This window comes from Paracoccus yibinensis (assembly GCF_030846195.1).
GTDB lineage: Bacteria > Pseudomonadota > Alphaproteobacteria > Rhodobacterales > Rhodobacteraceae > Paracoccus > Paracoccus yibinensis.
On the sequence record NZ_JAVCWH010000006.1, the window covers coordinates 98,561 to 121,614 of the forward strand.

Consider the following 23,054-nt stretch of genomic DNA (forward strand, 5'->3'; position numbering starts at 1 on the left):
AACAGGAGACAACCATGGAGATCAACGAAAGACGGGGCCTCAGCCGGCGGATGCTGCTGGGCGCGACGGCCGGGGGTGCTGCGGCCGCCACGGCCTTCGGCGGGCGGCTGGCGCTTGGCCTGGGCGGGGCTGCGGGCGTGACCGCGGCAACCGCAGGCGCGGCAGCTGCGGCCACCGGGGCGGACGGCAGCATCGCGCCGGGCCAGTTGGACACCTATTACGGCTTCTGGTCGTCCGGCCAGACCGGGGAAATGCGCATTCTGGGCATCCCGTCCATGCGCGAACTGATGCGGGTGCCGGTGTTCAACCGCTGTTCCGCGACCGGCTGGGGGCAGACGAACGAATCGCTGCGCGTCCTGGAACGGTCGATGACCGAGAAGACGAAAAAGATCCTGGCCGCCAACAACAAGCGCATCCCCGACAACGGCGACTTGCACCACGTCCACATGTCCTTCACCGAGGGCAAGTATGACGGCCGCTATCTGTTCATGAACGACAAGGCCAACACCCGCGTGGCCCGCGTGCGCTGCGATGTGATGAAGGCCGACGCGATCCTGGAGATCCCGAACGCGAAAAGCATCCACGGGTTGCGCCCGCAGAAATGGCCGCGCTCGAACTATGTCTTCTGCAATGGCGAGGACGAGGCGCCGCTGATCAACGACGGCTCGACCATGACGGACGTGTCCACCTATGTGAACATCTTCACCGCCGTCGATGCCGACAAGTGGGACGTGGCCTGGCAGGTGCAGGTGTCGGGCAACCTGGACAACTGCGACGCGGATTACGACGGCAAATACGCCTTCTCGACCTCCTACAACTCGGAAATGGGGATGACCCTGGCCGAGATGACGGAATCCGAGATGGACCATGTCGTCGTCTTCAACATCGCGGAAATCGAAAAGGCCGTGGCCGAGGGCCGTTATCAGGAAGTGAACGGCGTCAAGGTTCTGGACGGCCGCAAGGAAGCCAACAGCCAGTTCACCCGATACATCCCGGTGGCAAACAACCCGCATGGCTGCAACATGGCCCCTGACAGGAAGCACCTGTGCATCGGCGGCAAGCTGTCGCCCACGGTGACGGTGCTGGACGTGACGAAATTCGACGCCCTGTTCACCGAAAACGCCGATCCGCGCAGCGCGGTGGTGGCCGAACCGGAACTGGGCCTCGGGCCGCTTCACACCGCCTTTGACGGGCGCGGCAACGCCTATACCTCGCTGTTTTTGGACAGCCAGGTCGTCAAGTGGAACATCGCCGACGCCATCCGCGCCTATGGGGGCGAACAGGTCGATCCGATCAAGGACAAGCTGGACGTGCAATACCAGCCGGGCCACCTGAAGATCGTCATGGGCGAGACGCTGGACGCGCAGAACGACTGGCTGGTCTGCCTGTGCAAGTTCTCGAAGGACCGCTTCCTGAACGTGGGTCCCTTGAAGCCCGAGAACGACCAGCTGATCGACATCTCGGGCGACAAGATGGTGCTGGTCCATGACGGCCCGACCTTCGCCGAACCCCATGACGCGATCGCCGTCGATCCGGCGATCCTGTCGGGGATCAAGTCGGTCTGGGACCGTCAGGATCCGATGTGGGCCGAGACCCGCAAGCAGGCCGAGGCGGACGGCGTCAACATCGACGACTGGACCGACACGGTGATCCGCGACGGCAACAAGGTCCGCGTCTACATGACCAGCGTGGCGCCGAACTTCAGCCTGGAAAGCTTCACGGTGAAGGAAGGCGACGAGGTGACGGTCATCATCACCAACATGGACGAGATCGACGACCTGACCCACGGCTTCACCATGGGCAACCACAGCGTCGCGATGGAGATCGGGCCGCAGCAGACCAGCTCGGTCACCTTCGTGGCGGGCGCGCCCGGCGTTTACTGGTATTACTGCCAGTGGTTCTGCCACGCGCTCCACATGGAGATGCGCGGCCGCATGTTCGTCGAACCGAAAGCCGCCTGACCATGCGCCTGCTTGTCCTGATCCTTGGCCTGCTGAGCGCCCTGCCTGCCCTTGGGGCAGAGCAGGACGTGGCGCCCGGACCGGGCAGGCTGGCCGCTGCCATCGCCGGGGCAGCCCCCGGCGATGTGCTGGTGCTGACCGACGGGGCCTATCCCGGCCCCGTCACCATCGACCGCCCCCTGACGATCACCGGCCCCGAAGGCGCGGTGGTGGACGGGCAGCGCCAGGGGACGGTCATCACCATCGACGCGCCCGACGTGGTGCTGCGCGGCTTCACCGTCACCGGGTCCGGCGGCAAGAACGAGGATCTGGACGCGGGCGTGAAGATCCTGAAGGGCGCCGACCGCGCGGTGATCGACCGGCTGGTTTTGACCGACAACATGCACGGCATCGACGTGCATGGCGGACGCGACGCCCAGGTGACGGGAAACCGCATCACCGGACGTCAGGACCTGCACATGAACAAGCGCGGCAACGGCATCTATGTCTGGAACAGCCCCGGCACGCTGCTGGACGGCAACGTGATCCGATACGGCCGCGACGGCATCTTTTCCAACGCAAGCGCCTCCAGCATCTATCGCAACAATGTCATGCGCGACCTGCGCTTTGCCGTGCATTTCATGTATACCCGCAACACGGAAGTGTCGGGCAACATCAGCATCGGCAACCACCTGGGCTTCGCCATCATGTTTTCCGACCGGGCGAAGATTCTCAACAACCTCAGCCTGGGAGATCGGGAACACGGCTTGATGCTGAACTATGCCAACAATGCCGACGTGACCGGGAACCTGATCCGGGGCGGGACCAAGAAATGCCTGTTCATCTATAACGCCCACAAGAACCTGATCTGGGACAACCGCTTCGAAGGTTGCGGCATCGGCATCCACTTCACCGCCGGTTCGGAAAAGAACGTGCTGACCGGCAATGCCTTTGTGGGCAACCGCGAACAGGTGAAATACGTCGGCACCCGCTTCATGGAATGGAGCCACGAGGGGCGCGGCAACTTCTGGTCCGACCACCCGGCCTATGACCTGAACGGCGACGGGGTGGCCGACGGCACCTATCGCCCGAACGACCTGATCGACCATATCCTGTGGTCGCAACCGGCGGCGGCCCTTCTGACCGGATCGCCCGCCGTGCAGCTTGTCCGCTGGAGCCAGTCGAGCTTTCCCGCCACGCTGCCGGGCGGCGTCACCGACAGCCATCCGCTGATGCGCCCCCTGACCATCCCCGTCGCCCCAGACATCCAGGCCTTCGAGGCCGAGGTCGCCGGACGCTGGGCCAAAGGAAATTACGATGACATCGACCCTGACGATATCGCATCTCACTAAACGCTTCGCGGGGGTCGAGGCGCTGCGCGACGTGTCGCTGACGGTGGAAGCCGGGCAGCGGGTGGCGCTGCTGGGCCATAACGGCGCGGGCAAGTCCACGATGATGAAGATCATCCTGGGCCTGATCCCCTTTGACGAAGGCGCGGTCACGGTCTGCGGCGCGGCCCCCGGGTCTGCTGCGGCGCGCGCGCAGGTGGCCTATCTGCCGGAAAACGCGGCCTTCCACCCGGCCCTGACGGGCGAGGAGCAGATCCGCCATTACCTGTCCCTGCGCGGCGAACGCCCGGCGCAGGCCCTGGACCTGCTGGCCCGCGTGGGGCTGGAGGGTGCCGCGAAACGGCGCATCGGCACCTATTCCAAGGGGATGCGGCAGCGCGTGGGCCTGGCGCAGGCGCTGATCGGCAGGCCGCGCCTGCTGGTCCTGGACGAACCCACCTCGGGGCTTGATCCGGTGTCGCGGCGCGATTTCTATGCGCTGCTGGACGATCTGGCGGCGGGGGGCACGGCGATCCTGCTGTCATCGCACGCCCTGACCGAGGTCGAGGCGCGGACCGACCGTATCCTGATTCTGTCGGGGGGGCGGTTGATGGCCGAAGGGTCACTGGCCGACCTGCGCCGCAAGGCCGCCCTGCCGGTCGCAATCAGCGTGGCGCCCGCACAGGGCCAGAAGGCGGCGCTGTCCGCCGCGCTGCCGATGGCGCGGGCCAATGGCGACGGGCGGCTGCACCTGGACATCGCCCAAGGCGACAAGCTGGCGATCCTGGCGCGCATCACCGGCCTGCCGCAGGTCGAGGATCTGGAGGTGATCCCGCCCAGCCTGGAAGACATCTATTCCCATTTCAGCAGAAGGGACGGGCAATGAACCGGATCCTGTCCACCGCCGGTGTCGAATTCCGCATCGCGCTGCGCAACCGCTGGGTCGCCATCGCCGTCCTGCTGATGGTGGTCTTCGCCCTGGTCCTGGCCGCCGCAGGGGCCGCGCCCACGGGCGACATCGGCGCCGACCGGCTGTCGGTCATCGTGGCCTCGCTGACCTCGCTGGCGGTCTATCTGGTGCCGCTGATCGCGCTTCTGATGAGCTTTGATGCCATCGCGGGCGAGGTGGAACGCGGCACCCTGCCGCTGCTGCTGACCTATCCCGTTTCGCGGGCGCAGGTCCTGGCGGGCAAGCTGCTGGCGCATCTGGCGATCCTGACGCTGGCGGTTTGTGCCGGCTATGGCGCGGCGGCGGGGGCGGCCTTCTGGATGGATCCGGCATCGGTGGCCGGCCTGCCCGCGCTGCTGCGGCTGGTGGCCAGTTCCGTCCTGCTGGGCGCGACCTTCCTGGGGGCGGGCTATGCGCTGTCGGCCCTGGCGCGCCGCCCGTCCGGCGCGGCGGGGCTGGCGGTCGGGCTGTGGCTGGGGGCGGTGGTCCTTTACGACCTGGTGCTGCTGGCGCTGATCGTGTCGGATGGGGGCGGCGCGCTGACGACCCAAGGCCTGCCCTTCGCGCTGCTGGCCAATCCTGCCGATGCCTTCCGCCTGTTCAACCTGGCCGCGGCAGAAGCCAGTGCCGCCGCGGGCGGGATGGGCGGCGCGGCGGCGGCCATTCCCCTGTGGCAATCGGCACTGTCCATCGCCCTTTGGCCGCTGCTGGCCCTGATGCTGGCCGTGGCCGCCTTCCGAAAGGTCACGCCATGAGACCCGCCCTGATCCTGGCCCTGTGCCTGTCCCTCGCCGCCTGCCGCGAGGAGGTCGCGCAGGACACCACACCCGTCGAACTGACCGCCGAGACGCTGGGCCATTTCTGCCAGATGAACCTTCTGGAACATCCCGGCCCCAAGGCGCAGGTGCATCTGGAAGGGATGCCCGGCACGCCCCTGTTCTTCAGCCAGGTCCGGGACGCCATCGCCTATGCCCGCCTGCCCGAACAAAGCCACCCCATTCTGGCAATGCAGGTCAACGACATGGGCGCGGCCGGCGCGACCTGGGACGATCCGGGCCGAGGCAACTGGATCGATGCCGATGACGCCTTCTTCGTCCTGGGTTCCGCGCGGACCGGCGGCATGGGTGCGCCCGAGGCCGTGCCCTTTGGCACCAATGACGCAGCCCAGGCCTTTGCCGCGCAGGAAGGCGGCACAGTGATGCGCCTGGGGGACATCCCCGATGATCTGGTCCTGACGCCCGAGGAAACCGCCCCCGAGGAAACCGCCGACGATGCCGATTTCGAGAACCGCCTGCGCGCCTTGTCGCGCGAGCCGAGGGGATAAGCCATGACCCTGACCCGCCGCCGCTTCCTGGCCATTTCCGCCACCGCAGCCTGCCTGCCTGGCGCGCTTGCCGCCGCGCCCCGGTATTGGTCGGGGCAGGCGCTTGGCGCGCGCGCCTCGATCCGGCTGGACCACCCGGACGCGCCCGCGATCACCGCCCGCTGCCTGGCCGAGATCGACAGGCTGGAAAACATCCTGTCGCTTTACCGCGCAGACAGCGCCCTGTCGCAGTTGAACCGGACGGGGCGGCTGGACAATCCGCCGTTCGAGCTGCTGGACTGCCTGTCGCAGGCGGGCGCGGTGCATCGCGCCAGCGGCGGGGCGTTCGACGTGACGGTGCAACCGCTGTGGGCCGTGTGGGCCGAAGCCGCTGTGCAGGGCCGCCGCCCGACACCCGCCGAACGCGAAGCGGCCCTGGAACGGGGCGGCTGGGACGGGGTGCGGATGTCGCCCGAGGCGATCATCCTGCGCCCCGGCCAGGCGCTGACCCTGAACGGCAGCGGCCAGGGCTATGTCGCCGACCGCGTGGCGGCGCTGCTGGAAGCGCAGGGGCTGACCGACATCCTGATAGACACGGGCGAGTTGCGCGCCTTGGGCCAGCGGTCCTGGCCGGTGCGCACAGCCCAGGGCGGCAGCGTCCCGCTGTCGGCGCGTGCCCTGGCGAGTTCAGCGCCTCTGGGCACCTGCTTCGACGCGGGCGGGCGGGACGGGCACATCCTGGATCCGCGCACGGGCGGGCCGGTGGCTTCACCCTGGGAAGCCATCACGATTTCCGCGCCAAGCGCCGCGCTTGCCGATGCGCTGTCCACCGCCGCCTGTCTGATGCGGAACCGGGACGAACTGGACGGGCTGATGGCGGCCTTCCCGGCCGCCCGGCTGGAGGAGGCGCGCCCCGCCTGAGCGGTTACAGGCCTGACAGCACCCGGCTGGCGTGGTCCGCCATCTGCTGCCAGCCCGGCAACGCCGCGCCTGCGGCCATGGCGGCATCTGCCATCGCCTGCCGCCTGCCCCTGTCCCGAAGGAGGCCGCGCAGGGCATCGGCAAAGGCCGCCGCGTCCCCCGGCGGGACCAGCAGGCCCGCCGCCGGCGGCACGGTGTCCGGGACCGCGCCCGCGTGGCAGCTGACGATGGGCAAGCCCCGGACCAGGGCCTCGTCGAAGACGATGCCGTGGCCTTCATACCAGGTCGCCAAGGCAAAGACCGAGGCGCGCGAATAAAGCGTCTCAAGCTCATCCGCCGAAACACGGCCCGCCAGGCGGATCCGGGGGGTGACGGGACTTGCCGCCCGCTGGCGTTCCAGGGCTGCGGCATGGTCGCGGTTCCAGGGATTGCCCACGATCACCGCCTGCCAGTCCAGATCCGCCAGCCGGGACAGCGCGTCGATCAGCACGTCATGGCCCTTGCGCGGGTGCAGGATCCCGACCGACAGGATCAGCGGCGGGGTGGAGGGGGCAGGGGGCAGCGTCGGGCGATCGACGCCGGGGCGCAGGACGGTGATGGCATCGGGAACCACGCCATAGCGGTCGGTCAGGATGCGGCGGGTATGCGGGCTGGGCACCAGCACATGCCGGACCAGCCGCAGATTGTCCCGCTCGGTGCGGAACAACTGGTCGCGGCGCGCGGGCGAAAGCCCGGTTTCCAGGGCCAGCGGATGATGGATCATCGCCACCAGCGGCGCACGGACCTGTGCCAGCCCGGCCGTATCAATCGCGCCGAAGACCAGCCCGTCCAGGATCAAGGGCCGGTCGGGGGGAACCTCTGCCAAGGCCGCGACCGCCGCCGCCGTGTCGGTATCCGAGGGGTCGGGAAAGCTGGCGGGCAGCACCAGGTGCCGCACGTCATGGCCCGCCTGCCGCAGCCCCATCAGCAGGCGGCGTTCATAGATGAAGCCCCCGGTCAGGGTGGCGATGTCGCCCGGAATGGCAAAGGCCAGCGGGCGCGTCACGGGCGCACCTGTTCGGGGGCCATGACCGACAGCACCCGCCGTTCCGCCCAGGCGATGCCCCCATAGATCGTCGCCGAGATCAGCGTCACCGCCACCATCGCCAGCCACAGCATGGTATAATCCGACACCGAGGCCGACAGCGCCATCAGGTTGCCCAGGCCCCGCCCGGTCGCCAGCCATTCGGCGACGGTCGCGGCCAGGATGGCGGCGGGCACGCTCATCCTGGCGGATGCGAACAGGGCGGGCAGCATGGCGGGGATGCGGACATGCAGCATCTGTCGCCAAGGCCCGCTTGCATGGCTGCGGAACAGATCCAGGATCGGGCCGGGCGCCTGGCGCAAGCCCTGCTGGCAGGCGACGAAGGTGGGAAAGAACACCATCACCGCGACCAGCGTTACCGTTCCCGCTGCGCCCCGCCCCAGCAGCAACACGATCAACGGCGCGGTCGTCACGATCGGAATGGACCGCAGCGCCACGGCAAGCGGCACCGTCAATCCCGCAAGGCCCGGCCGCAGCGACAGAAGCACCGCAAGCCCGGCCCCCAGGGCCAGCCCGGCCAGGTATCCGGGAACCGCCAGTGCCAGGGTCTTCGCCGCAGCGTCAAGCAGGGCCGCCCGCGTGTCGGGCGATCCGAAAAAGGCCGCCGCGACATCGGGCGGGCGCTTGGCAAGGAAGGGGTTCAGGTCCAGAAGCTCTACCCCCGCCCACCACAGCGTCAGGGCAGCGGCGGTCAGCAGGGCGGTGTCTGCCAGCCTGCGGGCGGGCGATCCGCGGATCAGGCGCGGGGGTGCCAGGATCACCGGCGGCGCGCCGGGCAAGGCCCTGCGCCCGGCCCAGCCAATCGCGGCATAGACGGCGATCGACAACCCCGCCGCGACGACCGCCATCGACCACAGCGCGGCAATGTCCAGGTCGCGGGTAAAGCGGATCGTCAGGACGCCCAGGCCTCGTTCAGCCCCCGTGAACTCGCCCACCATGGCGCCCAGGATCGCAGCGGGGGCCGAGATTTGCAGCCCCGCCAGCAGATAGGGCAGCGAGGCGCGGGCGCGGACATGGGCCAGTTCGGCCCATCGGCCCCGGCCATAGCTTTGCACCAGATCCAGCCAGGCAGACGGGATCGCCCGCAGCCCCGCCAGCATCGGGATCAGCGTGGTGTAATACACGGCAAGTGCCGCCAGCACGATCTGCGGTCCGTCGCCCGGTCCCATCAACACGCGCAGGATCGGCCCGGTGGCGATCAGGGGCAGGCAGAAGACCACAAGCGCCAGCCCCGCCACCAGGTTCTGCGCGCGCGGCCACAGCGCGGCGATCACGGCAAGGCCGAGGGCGGCCGCGTTGCCCAGCACGAAGCCCCAGGCGGCATTCGCCAGCGTGACCGCCACGGCGCGGCCCGTCAGGCCGGGGTTCGACCACAGCCAGCCGGCCACCTCCAGCGGTCCGGCCAGCGGCCAGCCGCCGCCGGCAAGCGCCAGCCCCTGCCACAAGGCCAGAAGCGCGGCCAATCCTGTCCAGCGGGCCGCAGGCGTCATTGCGCCGCCAGCGACTGCGCCATCTCGCCGCCGCGCGCCAGCTGGGCCAGGACCTCGCCCACGATCCGCCGGAAGGCCGGCGATTCAGGGTTGCGCGGCTGCGGCAGGGGAACGGCGATGTCGGCCACCACCCGTGCCGGGCGCGGGGACAGGATGACGATGCGATGGGCCAGCATCACCGCCTCGTCCACCGAATGGGTCACAAGCAGCGTGGTCGCCGCCTGGTCCTGCCACAGGGGCGGCAGATCCTGGGCCAGTTGCCTGCGCGTCAGGGCGTCGAGCGCGCCGAAGGGTTCGTCCAGCAACAGGACGCGCGGCCGGGTGATCAGGGCGCGGGCGATGGCCGCCCGCTGCCGCATCCCGCCCGACAGGGATGCGGGCCGGGCGTTCTGGAACCCGCCAAGGCCCACCAGATTGATGATCTGGTCGACCCCCTGCGGGTCGGGGGCCTGCCGCGCCAGCTTGCGCCCAAGCGCCACGTTCCGCGCCACCGTCAACCAGGGCAGCAGGCAGGGATCCTGAAACGCGATGGACAGCCCCCCTTGGCGGCACAGGGCGGCGGGGGGCTCGCCCGCGATGCGGACCTGACCTGTGGTCGGCTCCTCCAGTCCTGCGATCAGGCGCAGCAGGGTGGACTTGCCGCAGCCCGACGGTCCCAGCAGTGCCGTGGTGCGGCCCGCGGCGAAGGTGATGTCGATGCCGTCCACGGCCAGGATGCTGCCGTCGAACAGGCGCGACAGGCCGGTGCATTCGATGGAGGCGGGCGGCCCCGGCTTATCCATGGATGGCTTCAAGGATCGAACGGTCCCACAGGTCGGGCGTCACCGTCCGGTCCATCAGGGACAGGGTGCGGATCGTCGCCTCGACGGACTCCTCGCTCCACCAGCCGAAGCCGTGGGCGTCGGTCAGGTCGGAAAACATCAGCGGGACCTGGCGGCGGGCCTGCAGCTTCTGGGTTTCCAGATCCAGTCCGGCATCGGGGAACATCCTGACGGTCAGCTCCGCCGCCGCGTCGGTGTCGGCGCGATAGGCGTCCCAGCCCCGGGCCTCTCCGCCCAGAAGGGCGATCAACTCGTCACGGCGATTGGCAAGGCTGTCGTCGGTGGCGATATAGGTCTGGGAATGCAGGACATAGCCGTGATCGGCCAGCAGCATGGTCTGGGCCTGAATGCCTTCCATCTCCATCGCGACGGGCAGGTCGGTTTCCCAGCACAGCAGGCAATCGACCTCGCCCGCCAGCAGGGGTTGGGCGGAATACTGGGTGGGCACGATCTGGATATCGCCAATCTCGATGCCGTTCAGGGTGCAAAGCGCCTGCAGGACGGGGGTGTTCGCCACCGCCATGCCGATGCGCTTGCCGGGCAGGTCGGCTGGTGTGCGGACCGGATTTTCGGGCAGCGAGGCGATGGCAAAGGGGTTTTTCTGCATCGCCACGCCGATGATCCTGAAGGGTGCGCCCTGCGCGACCGCCGCCGCGGTATAGTCGGCGGCCGAAATGCCGATCAGCGCCGTTCCCGCCACCACCGGCGGTTCCACCGGCGCGTTCGGACCCCCTTGCAGCAGCGTGACATCCAGGCCCGCGTCGTGCCACCATCCCCGGTCCTTGGCGATATAGCTGCCCGCGAACTGGACCGAATGCAGCCAGGACAGTTGCAGCGCGACGGGCGTCTGCGCGGCTGCCGGCCGCATCAGGCCCATTCCCCCCAGGGCCAGCCCCGCCGCCCCGGCCTGGATCATGGCGCGTCGTGTCAGGGGGATGGAGGGCATCGGCGAACTCCGTTCAGGGGAAAGGCGTCACCTGCATCATGGGACGGCCGCAGGGCATCAGGCAAGCCCGTCATGATTGCGGCATCTTGCCGCCGAAGCCGCGCAGGATCAGGTCGCGCATCCGGTCCATGGGCAGGGCCTGTTGTTCCGAAGGCGGGATCAGACCGGGCGCGAAGCCCCAGTCCGCCGCCCGGTCCACCAGATGGGCGGGGCCGATCAGGTGGATGGCCGTATCGGGTCCATCGTCCTGCGCGACCCAGGGCACGGCCTGGTGATCGCCCAGGACGATCAGAAGCGGGGGGTCGTCCGCGTGCCGCAGGGCATAGTCCATGACCGTGGCCAAGCTGTAATCCACCGCGTCGCGATAGGCCGCGCGCACCCGGTTGCGGTCTTGCCAGACCACCTCGGGCGGGTCGCCGGTCTGGGCCATGGCATCGAAGACGGTCCCGTCGCCCATCCGGTCCCAGTCCAGAAGACGCGGCACCGGCACCCATGGCGCGTGCGACGAAATCAGCGCCACCTGCGCGAACAGATGCGGCCCGCCCGTGCCGCGCAGCAGTCGGTCGGTGGCCGCCAGGGTGAACTGGTCGGGCATCGTCACCCAGTTGAAGGGCTGCCCGCGATAGCCCAGGTCGCCCGCCGCAAGGATGCGGTCGAAGCCCATGGTGTCGCCTTCGGGCCAAGGCCGGGTGATGGCGGGCATCACCGCCGCCGTGCGGAATCCGGCCCGCCGCGCATGATGGAACAGCCCCTGCCGCCCGCTGGCCAGGACCGCGCCATAGCGCGTCTGGTCCGCGATCCACAAGCCGTTGGCGAAGGTCGCGTGCGACAGCCAGCTTTGCCCGCCCTGGGTCGGCGCGGTCAGGAACCCCGACCGCATCGCCAGCCCAGCCTCTGCCAGCCGCCCTTGCGCCCGGCGCAGCGTTTCAAGATGCCTTTTGGCGTGATAGGGCGCATCGAAACTGGCGCGGCCATAGCTTTCGACAAAGATCACCAGCACGTCGCGGTCGATCTCCGCCAGCAGGCCGGTCGCCCCGGCCAGATCGTCCCGCGCGGCAAGCGTCCTGATCTGGCGCAGATCCTGCGCGGTCTGGCGCAGAAGCTCGACCCGGGTCAGGGTATAGGGGGCGTTGCCGGTCCACCCCAGGCCCATCCCCGCCAGGACAATCGACAGGGCCGCCACGGACACCAGGGCCAGCCGCCCGGCGGGCCGCCATGCCAGGCGCGACCAGGTGCCCGTGGCCCACCACAGCGCCGCCCCGGCGGCAAGGACTGCAACCGCCAGTGCCGCCGATCCCGCCAGAAGCCGCGCCATGCCCAGCGTTTGGGCCAAAAGGTCCGCCCCCGCGCCGATCAGCGCCATGTCGGCCAGGACGTTGAACGGCCGCCCCAGGGCCGCGGTCATCGCAAGATCGGCGATCTTCTGCACCGCCAGCACCGACAGCGCCAGAAAGACCGCCGCCCGCCCCACCCGGCCCAGCAGGGGCAGCGCCAGCAGGATCAGCGGCAGTTCCGGCGCGATCCGCAGCAGCGCCTGACCCACGGGCATGGGCGCGGCGGGCAGGATCAGCACAAGATGGATGACGCAGGCCGCCGCCAGCAGCCGCAGGCCCGTCATGGCCGCCGCATCCACAGCCAGCGGATGTCGGTTGCGAAGGACGCGACGACCAGCAAGGCGGCGATCCGGGCCAGCCAGATCGCCTGGTCGGGCGTCAGGACCGGCAGTTGCAACAGGATCAGCGCGGCGATCTGGACCACGCAGATCACCTTGCGCCAGCGGCGATCGGGCAGATCCGCCCGCATCCAGGGCAGGACCGTCCCCGCCAGCACGAAGCCATAGCGGGCAAGCCCCAGCACCAGGATCTCGGGGCCGACGACGGTTCCGGCGATGACATGCAGGGACAGGACCAGGGCGAGCGCCGCGTCCACCTCCATGTCGAAGCGGGCGCCGAAGCGGGACACGAAGCCGCTTTTCCGCGCCAGGTGACCGTCCACCCCGTCAAGGACCAGGGCCGTGCCCGCCACCCCTGCCACGGCCCAGCCCGCCGTCTGTCCCGTCACCAGCGGCGCCAGCAGCGCGCAGGTCAGCGCCGCCCGCAGCAGCGTCACCGCATTGCAGCCGCCGATCCGGTGGTGGGGATAGCTGCGCCCCATCAGCGCCGCCACGGCCCCGCAGACCAGAAGATAGGCCGCGATCCCCGCCATCACCCCGGCCGCATCGCCCGCAAGCACCGTCCCCGATGCGGCGATCAGCAGGGCGCCCCCTGCGGCGGTCAGGGCGATCTGCGCGGGAATGACGCCGCCGGGGCGGAGCGGTCGGATCGGCCGGATCTGGGGGGCGTCGCGCATGTCGGAAGCCTATGCGAAGCCCGAAATCCGTCAAGCGCATCGGCTGTGCCAAATCCGCATTTTCTGCTAGGCTGTCCCCGGAAAGGAGCCGCCATGGCCGACCACCCGCCCAGGTATCGCCCGCCCGCCCGATGGTTCCACTGGACCGTCGCGGTCGCCGTGCTGCTGATGATCCCCGCCGGCCTGATCATGACGCGCGAGGGTCTGGCCCGTCCGGTGCAGGATGCGCTGTATCTGTTCCACAAGAACATCGGCGTCCTGCTGGTCCCGGTGATCCTGGCGCGCATCGCCTATCGCCTGACCCACAGGCCGCCGCCGCTGCCCGCCTCGATCCCCGGCTGGCAGCGCGGCGCGGCGCGCCTGTCCCACGCGCTGCTTTATGTCCTGCTGGTCGTGATGCCGATCAGCGGCTTCATCCGCGTCCGGGCAGGGGGGTTTCCCATCGAGCTTCTGGACCGCCTGGGCGTGGGACCGTGGCTGGCGAAGTCCGAACGGGTCGCGGACATCGCCCAGGGGATCCATGCCGTCGGCGCCTTTACCCTGATCGCGGTTCTGGCGATCCATGTGGCTGCGGCGGCGCAGCACGCGCTGATCCGGCGAGACGGTGTCTGGTCGCGCATGTGGCCCGTCCGCGGCGGCTGACGAACCCCATCAGTCGGCCCCCCGTTCACGGCTGTGCTGGCAGCACGGTTCCTGTGCAGGGGCCGAAGCCGATCCTGTATCCGTCGCCCTGGGCTGTCGCGAACAGCGCCACCTCGTCGCCGTCCTCGAGGAAGGTGCGGGCCTGGCCGTTCACCGTGACCGGCGTCTTGCCGCCCTGGGTCATCTCCAGCAGGGCGCCGGTCTGGTCGGGGGCTGGGCCGCTGATCGTGCCCGATCCCAGCAGGTCGCCCACCCGCATCGGGCAGCCCGAAGAGGTGTGATGCGCCAGTTGCTGGGCCGAGGAGTAATACATCACGTTGTAGTTCGTGCGCGCCATGACCTGCCCGTTCAGGCTCCAGCCGATCTCCAGGTCGTAAAGGCCAGGACGGCTTTCCTGCAGATAGGGCAGAAGCGGGTTCGCCCGTTCGGCGCCCTTGCTGCGGAACGGTTCCAGCGCGGCCTGGGTGACGATCCAGGGACCGATGGTGGTGCCCAGGGCCTTGGACTGGAACGGCCCCAGCGGCTGGTATTCCCAGGCCTGCACATCACGCGCCGACCAGTCGTTCAGCAGCACATAGCCGAAGATCATGCCTTCGGCCTCCTCCACGCTGACGCGGCAGCCCATGGTGCTTGGCTGGCCGACCACCGCGCCCAGTTCCAGTTCCAGGTCCAGCCGCGCGCAGGGCGCCCAGACCGGGCCGCTGTCGCCCTTCAGCTGGCCCATGGGCCGCCGGATCGGCGTGCCCGAGACCACGACCGAGGAAGCCCGGCCGTTATAGCCGATGGGCATGTGCGTCCATTGCGGCGGCAGGGCGTTCTCGGGTCCGCGGAACAGCAGGCCCACGTTGAAGGCGTGGTTCCGGGAGGCATAGAAGTCGGTGTATTCCGTCACCCGGATCGGCAGGTGCAGGGTGGCATCCGCCATGGGCACCAGCGGCAGGGCGCGGTCGCCATCCTCGGCCAGCAGTTCGGTCAGCCGCGCCCGCACCGCGTCCCACCTGGCCCGGCCAAGCGCCATGAAGCCGTTCAACTGCCCCTGCGCGAAGGTGCCGCCCGCATCCAGCAGCCCCTGCGCCTCGGCAGCGGCCAGATCCACGATCCTGTCGCCGATGGCCGCCCCGCAGCGCGGCGCATCGCCCCCCACCGAGAAGACGCCATAAGGCAGGTTGTTCAGGGAAAAGGGGCAGCCCGCCCGATTGGCGCTGTCCACCCAGGACCGGATCAGCGGCATCCTGTTCTCATCTTCTGTGCTGAAATATTCTCGGGGGTCCGGGGGCAGACAGCCCCCGGCTTGTCACTTCGGCCCTGGCGTGCCGTCGAATTTCTTTTCAAGCCGGTTCCAGACCTCCATGTATTCAGGCTGCATCGGCGCCTCGCGGGCGGCGTATTCGGTCAGGTGCTGGGGAAAGCGCGTTTCGAACATGAAGGACATGGTGTTGTCCAGCTTCTGGGGCTTCAGGTCGGCATTGCTGGCGCCCTCGAAGGCGTCGCGGTCGGGGCCGTGGGGCAACATGCAGTTGTGCAGGCTGATGCCGCCGGGCGCGAAACCCTGCGGCTTGGCGTCGTAGATACCGTAGATGTTGCCCATCAGTTCGGACATGATGTTCTTGTGATACCAGGGCGGGCGGAAGGAATGCTCGGCCACCATCCAGCGCTCGCGGAACAGCACGAAGTCGATGTTCGCGGTGCAGTCAAAGCGGGATCGATGTCTGGAACTTGATCCGCCGCAAGACGAATTTCGAGGATGAATTCGCAATGGCGTCGTGGTTCAGGATGCCACGCATCAGCACCCTCTCGTAATCCTTCATGTCGCGCGCGACGATATGCAGAAGGTAATCCCAGTCGCCGCTGATCGAGTAGCAGGCAACGACATCCTCCTGCAGGGCGATGAAATCCTCGAAGGCGGAGCGGCTTTCCCGATTTTGCGATTTCATGCGGATCTCGCAAAAGACATCCAGCCCCCGGCCAAGAAGAGCAGGATCGACCAGGCGCACGGCGGGACCAAGCACGCCTGCCTCCCGCAGGGCCTTGACCCGGCGCCAGCAGGAGGCCGCGGAGGAGCCGACCCGTTCAGCCAGTTCCTGATTGGACAATTCCGCATCAACCTGAAGTTCCTTCAGGATCTCGCGGTCGATTCTATCCAGTTGGATCACGGTGTTCATCTAGGCCCTGAAGGTGAAATATGGATTTCATACTGACCACATTTCGTGGGAAGATTGAAACCCAATTTCATTCCTCCCGGACGATACTTCCTGGATTGTTGCTGGAGGAGAAAAGCCGTGGCGAAACAGCAAGCGGCCGCTGCGCTTCGGAACGCGCCGGATGTGAATGTCGACTGGACAACAGTGCTGCGCCACATGGCGCTGAGCCGCGCCCTGGACGAGATGGAAGAAACGCGTCTCGTTCCCGAGAAAAAAGTCCTCTACCAGTTTTCCGCGCGCGGCCACGACATGGCCCAGATCCTGCTTGGAATGCAGTTGAACGGGCGGCACGATGCCGTCTGCGGGTATTATCGTTCGCGGCCCCTGCTGATCGCGTTGGGCGTGGATCCAGAGGATGCGCTGGCTTCGGCCATGGGCCGGGCCGGCGGCTATTCGGACGGGCGCGACATCGGTGTGGTCTTCAATCATCCCAATCGGAACGGCACCGTGGCCCTGCCCATGTGCGGCGGCGTCGGTGCGCAGTACACGCCGACCGCCGGCTGGGCACAGGCCCTGGACTATCATGCGAAGGTGCTGGAGTCCGATGCCCATGGCCGCTCGATCGCGGTCGTGCTTGGCGGCGATGGATCGGTCGCCTCCAACGGCTTCTGGTCGGCGTTGACAATCGCCACGACGCAAAAGCTGCCGATGCTGTTCTATGTCGAGGACAACGGCTTTGGCATTTCCGTCGCCTCCACCATGCAGACGCCGGGTGGCAATATCGCGGCCAACCTCGGCTCGTGGCCGGGCTTGCGCATCTTCTCGGGCGACGGAACCGAACCCGGGGAAGCGGCGCAGCTTGTCGCGGAAGCCGTCGCCCATGTGCGCGAGGAGCGTGGGCCCGCGATGCTGCGGCTGACCGTGCCGCGCCTGCAGGGGCACAGCTTCCAGGACACCCAGGCCTACAAGTCAGCAAAGGTCGTTGCGGCAGAACGTGCCCGCGACCCCTGGGGGAAACTTCATTCCTACATGGTTCCTCATGTGGTGACCCAGGCGGACTGGGACAATGCGGTGAAGACTGCCGCCGATCGTGCCGAAGCCGCCCGCAAGGCGGCCGAAGCGCGGCCTGTCGGCGACCCCTCCTCGGTTCTGCGCCACGTCTTCTATGAAGGGGAGATGCAGCAGGTCGGCGGGCTGATGACACATGGCTGGACGCCGCCGCCCGCCACCGATCAGCCCCAGCCCGAGGGTCAGCGCATCAACATGGTGACGGCCATCCGCCGCGTCCTGGATCAGGAACTGGCGTCGAACCCACGCATGGTGATCTTCGGCGAGGATATTGGTCCCAAGGGCGGCGTGCACGCCGTTACTCTTGGCCTTCAGGAGAAGTATGGCATCGACAGGGTCTTCGACACCTCCCTGTCCGAGGAGGGGATCATCGGTCGTGCCGTGGGCATGGCCTTGGCCGGGCTTCTGCCCGTTCCCGAGATCCAGTTCCGCAAATATGCCGAACCTGCGACGGAACAACTGAACGACTGCGGGTCTATGCGTTGGCGGACGAACAACCGCTTTGCGGCGCCCATGGTGGTGCGCATGCCGGTGGGTTTCTTCAAATGCGGCGACCCGTGGCACAGCCAGACCAACGAGGTAGCCTTTATCCACAGCCCCGGCTGGCAGGTCGTCTCGCCGTCGAATGCCGAAGATGCGGTGGGCCTGTTGCGGACTGCGCTCCGGGGCAACGATCCGGTGATCTTCCTCGAACATCGGGCGATGCTTGACCATTCCTGGGCGCGGCGGCCGTGGCCGGGCAACGACTTCGCCATTCCCTTTGGCAAGGCGCGGCTGGTCGCCGAGGGGACGCAGGCCACGATCGTGACCTGGGGTGGGCTTGTCGATCGGTGTCAGGAAGCAGCGGCGGGCATGTCGGTGGATGTCATCGACCTGCGGACACTGGTGCCTTGGGACCGCACGGCCGTCTTGGCCTCGGTCGCGAAGACGCATCGCTGCCTGATCGTCCACGAGGACCTGCAAACCGCCGGTTTCGGGGCCGAGATCGCTGCCGTCGTGGCATCCGAGGCATTCACGGACCTGGACGCGCCGGTCGAGCGGCTGACGATGCCGGACATCCCAAGCCCTCACAATCCCGTCTATCTGGAGTGGGCAGTCCCATCGGTGTCGGCAATCCGCGCCAGGCTCAACGATCTGGTGGAGTTCTGAGATGGTCGATGTTCTGGTTCCGCTTGAACAGGAAGGCACCGAGGCCGTCGTGTCGTCCTGGCTGCGAGCAGTCGGCGATCTTGTGATAAAGGATGATCCCCTGCTTGAACTGGAAACCGACAAGGTTTCCGTCGAGGTTCCGGCGCCTTCCTCGGGTCGGCTTGCCGAAATCCTGATCGATGCCGGGCAGAAGGCCCTGCCGGGTGCTGTCCTTGCCCGGATCGAAGCGGCCGATCCGAACCCCGCCAACCTGACCGAGCCTGCTCCTGCTGCAGAGGCCGCCTTTTCCCCCGAGGCTTCGCGCACCTGTTCGACAGGCCGCGACATGACCGCCTGGCATTCGCCGTCCGTGCGGAAAGCCCTGGCCGAAACAGGCATCGACCCGAAGCAGGTGGAAGGCAGCGGGCGCAACGGACGCCTGACACGCGCCGATGTGGATGCCGCCGCCGCCAGACTGCGCGAGCGGAATCCGGCCCTCCACCCCGAGCCTGAGGCTGTTGCCCAGCCGAAAGTGCCGCCACCCCCCACGGCAACGCCGGCGAGTGGATCGCGTCTGGCAGGAACTTCCGTTCCGCACGACCAGATGCGACTGGCCATCGCCCGCAATATGGTCAAGTCGGTCACGGAGGCACCCCAGGTCACCGCCGTCTTCGAGGCGGATTTCAGCGCCATCATGGCGCACCGGAACCGGAACAAGGATGCCTTCGCCGCCGACGGGATATCGCTTTCCTATACCGCCTACATCATCCTGGCCGCCGCCCGCGCGATGGAGGCGATGCCGCAGGTCAACAGCCGCTGGCATTCGGACCGGTTGGAAATCTTCGGGGACGTGAATATCGGCATCGGCACTGCCCTGGGGGACAAGGGGTTGATCGTGCCCGTCATCCGCCGCGTGCAGGATCTGTCGCTCAAGGGAGTTGCGTCCCGCTTGCAGGATGTCACGCAGCGCGCACGGAACGGCAAGCTTGTCGCCGAGGATATGCGCGATGGCACATTCACCATTTCGAACCACGGCGTCTCGGGATCGCTGTTCGCCTCTCCGATCATCATCAACCAGCCACAGTCGGCCATACTGGGCATCGGCAAGCTGGAAAAGCGTGTCGTTGTTCGAGAGGTCGGAGGAGTCGATACAATACAGGTCCGTCCGATGGCCTACGTTTCCCTGACGATCGATCACCGGGTTCTTGACGGCCACCAGACGAATGGCTGGTTGACAGCCTTTGTGGCGGCTCTTGAGGGCTGGAAGGACTAGAAGCCTCAAGGTCGAACCGGCACGAGCGAGCTAGGCCGGCCTGAACAACTCCAATGCGGCCTCGGTCGTCGGAAGGGTTTCTCGGATCCGTGGCCGCGTCCGGGCGGACTGGCTTTGCCACCTCTGCAGGCGTCTTAAAGCCGGGGCAGCTGCGGGGCGTGGCATTGAGGCTTGCGCAGGTCTTCCTGCGACAGGGTTGTTCGGATCGGTGTCGAAGCCTGGCCATTGTCGCCATTGCCTGTTGGCATTCTCGGGCGCATCTTTCTGCCACGCCGGCTGGGCCTCGCAGAGCCATGTCGGCGTGCAACCCCGGCCTGCAGATGGAAGCGATCGACACATCCGGCGCCCCGATCGAAGCTGATGGTTTGACAGGCATGCCGGGGCAGGGGCGATCTGCGCCGTGACCGGCTTGGTGCGTTTCTCCGCGTTCTTCAGCGCCACCAGGAAGCGGCTGGCGCGCAGGGTCATGAAGGTCCCGGCCTGCCGCCGCTTACAGGTCTTCGCGATCCGCCCCGCCGCCGGTCGCGCAGGGTGTCCGGGCAAGGCCGGTGCAGGACACCACGATGATCGTGTCGATGAAGGTCTGCGTCATCGACGCAAGCCCCTGCCGCACCGGATGCGTCGTCTGGGCCAAGGCCGCCGCGATGGCCGATCCCAGGAACCCACCCACGGCCGAAGTGGCGGTGAAGGCCTAGAAAAACACCTGGGCAAAGGCTGCGGGCACGTCGCCGATATTGGTGCCCAGGATATACAGCGCCCCCGGCACGTAGAGCAGGATCATTGCCGGCACGAAGCCTGCCGTGATGCGGCCGATGGACTTGATGCCACCCACCAGCACCACCAGCGTCAGGCCCGCCAGCACCGCCCCCGTGACCCAGGTCGGCACGGCGAAGCTGCGTCCCAGGTTCGAGGCGATGGAATTGCCCTGCGTCATGTTGCCGATGTCGAACGACGCGCGGACCGCGAAGATCGCGAAGGACAGCGCCAGGATGCGGCCCAAGCCGCCTGGAATGCCGCGTTCCAGGTAGTATTGCGGACCGCCCGACTTCTCGCCCGCCGTGTCGGTGGTGCGGAAGCGGACGCCCAGAAAGGCATCGGAATACTTGGACGCCATGCCCAAGAGCGCCGTCACCCATATCCAGAACAGCGCGCCAGGGCTCCCGATGCCGATGGCGGTGGCGACGCCCACGATGTTGCCCGTGCCGACCGTGGCGGCCATCGCCGTGGTCAGTGCCTGAAACTGCGAGATGTCGCCTTCGGCATTGTTGTCCTTGCGTCTGATCAGGCCAACCGCAACGCGGCGCCTAGCCGCAGGAACTGGATCCCGCCCCGCCGCCAGAAGCAGAGGGATCAGCGGGAACGGACCCTAGACGACGCCGCCCACGGTCCCTAGAAAGGTTTCGATTTTGTCCATTTGGCCAGGGTCCCTGTTTTGCGCGCAACACAAGGGCGCGGCCCTGAATTCTCAACCCATCCGTCCCGGACAGAGATCGTGGGCGAACATGGCCGCCACTGCAAGGCAATCACACCCGGCGGGCATAGGCAGGATCCTGCCGGCACGCGCGGGGACGTCTTTCGCAGGGCATGCGCTTCGTGGGAAATGCCCCCTTCAACAAGAGCGGCGCGACTCGAGTCGCGATCCGCCAGAGCAGGAGCAGAGTGTTCGACGTGTCAGATGGATACGCCCGTGCCAGGCCCGTCGCGCCGCCGGCAAAGACGGCCGCATTTCAGGTGCGGGGCCGATTCCTGACCGTTCTGACGCTTCGCATCGACAGTGGGATCGCGGATGACCGTTTCCACGCGCAGCTGGAGGAGCAGCTGGGCCGGACGCCACAGTTCTTTTCCGGCGCCCCGGTGGTTCTGGATCTGGGGCAGGCGCCTGGCCTGCATGACACCAGCCGCATCCGGACCCTGGTGGACAAACTGCGCCAGCAGGAATTGCAGGTCTTCGGCGTGCAGAACGCCGCAGGTTTCGACCCGGCGGCGCTGCGGGATCTGGGCCTGATCGCCGTGAACACGGGGCGCGACGCCCCTCTGCCCCGCCAAAGCGATCCGGTCCAGGCCGCTGCCCCCCCCCGCCCGGCCGAAACCAAGGTCATCCGCTCGCCCGTACGGTCGGGCCAGATGATCGTGGCCGAACAGGGCGACCTGACGGTGATCGGGTCGGTGGCCTCGGGGGCGGAACTGATCGCGGCGGGCAACATCCACGTCTATGGCATCCTGCGCGGCCGGGCCATGGCGGGCTGCCACGGCAACGAGAACGCGCATATCTTCTGTCAAAGCCTGGACGCCGAACTGGTGGCCATTGCGGGTCTTTATCAGACCAGCGAGTCGCTGGACGACGCCGCGCGCCAACGCTGCACCCACATTTACCTGGAGAACGAGAAACTTCGCATGGAGGTAATCGCATGACAACGGAAGCCAAGAAGGACGCGCCCCTGGGGCGGGTCATCGTGATCACCTCGGGCAAGGGGGGCGTGGGCAAGACGACCTCGTCCGCCGCGATCTCGGCCGGGCTTGCCAAGCAGGGCTTCAAGACGGTCGTGATCGACTTCGACGTGGGTCTGCGCAACCTGGACATGATCATGGGCTGCGAGCGCCGCGTGGTCTTCGACTTCATCAACGTCATCCAGGGCGACGCCAAGCTCAAGCAGGCGCTGATCAAGGACAAGCGGCTGGAAACGCTGTTCATCCTGCCCACCTCGCAGACCCGCGACAAGGACGCCCTGACCAAGGAGGGCGTCGAGCAGATCCTGGCCGAGCTGAAGGCCGAGTTCGACTATATCGTCTGCGACAGCCCGGCGGGCATCGAGCGCGGCGCCCAGATGGCGATGTATTACGCCGACGAGGCCGTGGTCGTCACCAACCCCGAGGTGTCGTCCGTGCGCGACAGCGACCGCGTCCTTGGCCTGCTGAGCAGCCAGACCAAGCGCGCCGAGACCGAGGGCGCCGAGCCGATCAAGGCCCAGGTCCTGCTGACCCGCTATGACCAGGCGCGTGTCGACAGCGGAGAGATGATGACGGTCGAGGACGTGCTGGAAATCCTGGCGGTGCCGCTGCTGGGCGTGATCCCGGAAAGCAAGGCGATCCTCAAGGCCTCGAACGTGGGCACGCCGGTCGTGCTGGACGAACCCTCGGCCGCGTCGCGCGCCTACGAGGATGCCGTGTCCCGGCTGACCGGCACCCAGGTCGAGATGCGCATCCAGGGCGAACGCCGCCCCGGCCTGTTCCAGCGTCTGTTCAAGCGTGCGTCATGAACCTGTTCAGCTTTGTCCGCAAGCCGCGCCCGACCCAGACAGCCCAGACCGCAAAGGACCGGCTGCAAATCCTTCTTGCGCATGAACGCAGCAGCGGCACCGCCGAGGCGGATTACCTGCCGATGCTGCAACGCGACATCATCGCGGCGATCCGCAAGTATGTCCCGATCGGGGAACAGGATGTCGATGTCCGCATGGAGCGCGGCGACCAGATGTCCAGTCTCGAGATCAACATCGAACTGCACGGCGCGGCCCCCCCGCGCAAACCGGTTTGACGCCCAAGGCCTTGCCGCGTGATGGCGGCAGGGCTGCCCTGCCTCGGCAGGCTTTCGAAGAATTGCCGGATTGAAAGTTGGCGCCTGTCAACGGGACGCAGCAACCGCATCGCGGTTTCGCAGCACCTAAGAAAATCGT

General features: G+C 67.6%; 20 protein-coding genes and 2 pseudogenes. 12 read left to right on the top strand and 10 right to left on the bottom strand.

What is annotated here, in order from left to right:
* Window positions 1-14 precede the first annotated feature (14 nt).
* The 6 genes from nosZ to RAH32_RS14120 are packed head-to-tail and all read left to right on the top strand — an operon-like array spanning window position 15 to window position 6,441.
* Window positions 15-1,961, top strand: a complete 1,947-nt coding sequence (gene nosZ / locus RAH32_RS14095) for a TAT-dependent nitrous-oxide reductase (RefSeq protein ID WP_306608585.1) — start codon at window positions 15-17, stop codon at window positions 1,959-1,961.
* Between the two features lie 2 nt (window positions 1,962-1,963).
* Window positions 1,964-3,292 (top strand): nitrous oxide reductase family maturation protein NosD, encoded by a 1,329-nt coding sequence (locus RAH32_RS14100; RefSeq protein WP_306608586.1) that lies wholly within the window; start codon window positions 1,964-1,966, stop codon window positions 3,290-3,292.
* Window positions 3,258-4,154 (top strand): ABC transporter ATP-binding protein, encoded by an 897-nt coding sequence (locus tag RAH32_RS14105; protein ID WP_306608587.1) that lies wholly within the window; start codon window positions 3,258-3,260, stop codon window positions 4,152-4,154. Before RAH32_RS14100 ends, RAH32_RS14105 begins: the two co-directional genes overlap by 35 nt.
* Window positions 4,151-4,972 carry an ABC transporter permease gene (locus tag RAH32_RS14110; RefSeq protein ID WP_306608588.1) on the top strand — a complete coding sequence of 274 codons (822 nt, stop codon included), beginning with the start codon at window positions 4,151-4,153 and terminating at the stop codon, window positions 4,970-4,972. Before RAH32_RS14105 ends, RAH32_RS14110 begins: the two co-directional genes overlap by 4 nt.
* A complete protein-coding gene (locus tag RAH32_RS14115) occupies window positions 4,969-5,541 on the top strand; it encodes a nitrous oxide reductase accessory protein NosL (protein ID WP_306608589.1) in 573 nt (190 codons plus the stop codon). Before RAH32_RS14110 ends, RAH32_RS14115 begins: the two co-directional genes overlap by 4 nt.
* A 3-nt stretch (window positions 5,542-5,544) precedes the next feature.
* Window positions 5,545-6,441, top strand: coding sequence for an FAD:protein FMN transferase (locus RAH32_RS14120; RefSeq protein ID WP_306608590.1), 897 nt, complete (start codon window positions 5,545-5,547; stop codon window positions 6,439-6,441).
* 4 nt (window positions 6,442-6,445) lie between these two features.
* Here the strand turns inward: RAH32_RS14120 and RAH32_RS14125 are convergent, their stop codons facing one another.
* From RAH32_RS14125 to RAH32_RS14150, 6 genes are all read right to left on the bottom strand, one after another.
* Window positions 6,446-7,486, bottom strand: coding sequence for a glycosyltransferase family 4 protein (locus tag RAH32_RS14125; RefSeq protein ID WP_306608591.1), 1,041 nt, complete (start codon window positions 7,484-7,486; stop codon window positions 6,446-6,448).
* Window positions 7,483-9,015 (bottom strand): ABC transporter permease, encoded by a 1,533-nt coding sequence (locus tag RAH32_RS14130; protein WP_306608592.1) that lies wholly within the window; start codon window positions 9,013-9,015, stop codon window positions 7,483-7,485. The genes RAH32_RS14125 and RAH32_RS14130 overlap by 4 nt, the downstream gene beginning before the upstream one ends.
* Window positions 9,012-9,797 (bottom strand): ABC transporter ATP-binding protein, encoded by a 786-nt coding sequence (locus RAH32_RS14135; protein WP_306608593.1) that lies wholly within the window; start codon window positions 9,795-9,797, stop codon window positions 9,012-9,014. Before RAH32_RS14135 ends, RAH32_RS14130 begins: the two co-directional genes overlap by 4 nt.
* The gene (locus RAH32_RS14140; protein ID WP_306608594.1) at window positions 9,790-10,782 is read right to left on the bottom strand and encodes an ABC transporter substrate-binding protein; all 993 of its coding nucleotides are present in this window, start codon (window positions 10,780-10,782) and stop codon (window positions 9,790-9,792) included. The genes RAH32_RS14135 and RAH32_RS14140 overlap by 8 nt, the downstream gene beginning before the upstream one ends.
* A gap of 70 nt (window positions 10,783-10,852) precedes the next feature.
* Window positions 10,853-12,400 carry a sulfatase-like hydrolase/transferase gene (locus tag RAH32_RS14145; protein WP_306608595.1) on the bottom strand — a complete coding sequence of 516 codons (1,548 nt, stop codon included), beginning with the start codon at window positions 12,398-12,400 and terminating at the stop codon, window positions 10,853-10,855.
* The gene (locus tag RAH32_RS14150) at window positions 12,397-13,131 is read right to left on the bottom strand and encodes a CDP-alcohol phosphatidyltransferase family protein (protein ID WP_306608596.1); all 735 of its coding nucleotides are present in this window, start codon (window positions 13,129-13,131) and stop codon (window positions 12,397-12,399) included. Before RAH32_RS14150 ends, RAH32_RS14145 begins: the two co-directional genes overlap by 4 nt.
* A 93-nt stretch (window positions 13,132-13,224) precedes the next feature.
* Here RAH32_RS14150 and RAH32_RS14155 point away from each other — a divergent pair, with 93 nt between their 5' ends.
* A complete protein-coding gene (locus tag RAH32_RS14155; RefSeq protein ID WP_306608597.1) occupies window positions 13,225-13,773 on the top strand; it encodes a cytochrome b in 549 nt (182 codons plus the stop codon).
* A 25-nt stretch (window positions 13,774-13,798) separates the two neighbouring features.
* Here the strand turns inward: RAH32_RS14155 and fahA are convergent, their stop codons facing one another.
* From fahA to RAH32_RS14170, 3 genes and pseudogenes are all read right to left on the bottom strand, one after another.
* Window positions 13,799-15,004, bottom strand: a complete 1,206-nt coding sequence (gene fahA / locus RAH32_RS14160; protein ID WP_306608598.1) for a fumarylacetoacetase — start codon at window positions 15,002-15,004, stop codon at window positions 13,799-13,801.
* 63 nt (window positions 15,005-15,067) lie between these two features.
* Window positions 15,068-15,460, bottom strand: a pseudogene (locus RAH32_RS14165) (homogentisate 1,2-dioxygenase domain-containing protein); the annotation flags it as partial.
* Window positions 15,461-15,464: 4 nt separating this feature from the next.
* Window positions 15,465-15,935, bottom strand: a complete 471-nt coding sequence (locus tag RAH32_RS14170) for an Lrp/AsnC family transcriptional regulator (RefSeq protein ID WP_306608599.1) — start codon at window positions 15,933-15,935, stop codon at window positions 15,465-15,467.
* Between the two features lie 117 nt (window positions 15,936-16,052).
* On the opposite strand from RAH32_RS14170, the gene RAH32_RS14175 reads away from it, so the two are divergent.
* Window positions 16,053-18,131, top strand: coding sequence for an alpha-ketoacid dehydrogenase subunit alpha/beta (locus RAH32_RS14175; RefSeq protein ID WP_306608600.1), 2,079 nt, complete (start codon window positions 16,053-16,055; stop codon window positions 18,129-18,131).
* A 1-nt stretch (window position 18,132) separates the two neighbouring features.
* Window positions 18,133-19,383, top strand: coding sequence for a dihydrolipoamide acetyltransferase family protein (locus RAH32_RS14180; protein WP_306608601.1), 1,251 nt, complete (start codon window positions 18,133-18,135; stop codon window positions 19,381-19,383).
* A gap of 490 nt (window positions 19,384-19,873) precedes the next feature.
* Here the strand turns inward: RAH32_RS14180 and RAH32_RS14185 are convergent.
* Window positions 19,874-20,737 (bottom strand): annotated as a pseudogene (locus tag RAH32_RS14185) (alanine/glycine:cation symporter family protein).
* A 305-nt stretch (window positions 20,738-21,042) separates the two neighbouring features.
* Between RAH32_RS14185 and minC the strand changes: the two are divergent.
* From minC to minE, 3 genes are read left to right on the top strand one after another with little or no spacing between them, the layout of a single operon-like run.
* Entirely contained in the window at window positions 21,043-21,795 is a 753-nt protein-coding gene (minC, locus tag RAH32_RS14190; RefSeq protein WP_306608602.1) for a septum site-determining protein MinC, read from the top strand.
* Entirely contained in the window at window positions 21,792-22,640 is an 849-nt protein-coding gene (gene minD, locus RAH32_RS14195) for a septum site-determining protein MinD (protein WP_306608603.1), read from the top strand. The genes minC and minD overlap by 4 nt, the downstream gene beginning before the upstream one ends.
* Window positions 22,637-22,915: a cell division topological specificity factor MinE gene (gene minE, locus RAH32_RS14200; protein ID WP_306608604.1), complete on the top strand. Its 279-nt coding sequence runs from the start codon at window positions 22,637-22,639 to the stop codon at window positions 22,913-22,915. The genes minD and minE overlap by 4 nt, the downstream gene beginning before the upstream one ends.
* The last annotated feature ends 139 nt before the right edge of the window (window positions 22,916-23,054 follow it).

Bases quoted from the DNA above. Each gene is read 5' to 3' on its own strand.
- nosZ (WP_306608585.1), top strand. From the start codon at position 15: ATGGAGATCAACGAAAGACGGGGCCTCAGCCGGCGGATGCTGCTGGGC.
- RAH32_RS14100 (WP_306608586.1), top strand. From the start codon at position 1,964: ATGCGCCTGCTTGTCCTGATCCTTGGCCTGCTGAGCGCCCTGCCTGCC.
- RAH32_RS14105 (WP_306608587.1), top strand. From the start codon at position 3,258: ATGACATCGACCCTGACGATATCGCATCTCACTAAACGCTTCGCGGGG.
- RAH32_RS14110 (WP_306608588.1), top strand. From the start codon at position 4,151: ATGAACCGGATCCTGTCCACCGCCGGTGTCGAATTCCGCATCGCGCTG.
- RAH32_RS14115 (WP_306608589.1), top strand. From the start codon at position 4,969: ATGAGACCCGCCCTGATCCTGGCCCTGTGCCTGTCCCTCGCCGCCTGC.
- RAH32_RS14120 (WP_306608590.1), top strand. From the start codon at position 5,545: ATGACCCTGACCCGCCGCCGCTTCCTGGCCATTTCCGCCACCGCAGCC.
- RAH32_RS14130 (WP_306608592.1), bottom strand. From the start codon at position 9,015: ATGACGCCTGCGGCCCGCTGGACAGGATTGGCCGCGCTTCTGGCCTTG.
- RAH32_RS14135 (WP_306608593.1), bottom strand. From the start codon at position 9,797: ATGGATAAGCCGGGGCCGCCCGCCTCCATCGAATGCACCGGCCTGTCG.
- RAH32_RS14140 (WP_306608594.1), bottom strand. From the start codon at position 10,782: ATGCCCTCCATCCCCCTGACACGACGCGCCATGATCCAGGCCGGGGCG.
- RAH32_RS14145 (WP_306608595.1), bottom strand. From the start codon at position 12,400: ATGACGGGCCTGCGGCTGCTGGCGGCGGCCTGCGTCATCCATCTTGTG.
- RAH32_RS14150 (WP_306608596.1), bottom strand. From the start codon at position 13,131: ATGCGCGACGCCCCCCAGATCCGGCCGATCCGACCGCTCCGCCCCGGC.
- RAH32_RS14155 (WP_306608597.1), top strand. From the start codon at position 13,225: ATGGCCGACCACCCGCCCAGGTATCGCCCGCCCGCCCGATGGTTCCAC.
- fahA (WP_306608598.1), bottom strand. From the start codon at position 15,004: ATGCCGCTGATCCGGTCCTGGGTGGACAGCGCCAATCGGGCGGGCTGC.
- RAH32_RS14170 (WP_306608599.1), bottom strand. From the start codon at position 15,935: ATGAACACCGTGATCCAACTGGATAGAATCGACCGCGAGATCCTGAAG.
- RAH32_RS14180 (WP_306608601.1), top strand. From the start codon at position 18,133: ATGGTCGATGTTCTGGTTCCGCTTGAACAGGAAGGCACCGAGGCCGTC.
- minD (WP_306608603.1), top strand. From the start codon at position 21,792: ATGACAACGGAAGCCAAGAAGGACGCGCCCCTGGGGCGGGTCATCGTG.
- minE (WP_306608604.1), top strand. From the start codon at position 22,637: ATGAACCTGTTCAGCTTTGTCCGCAAGCCGCGCCCGACCCAGACAGCC.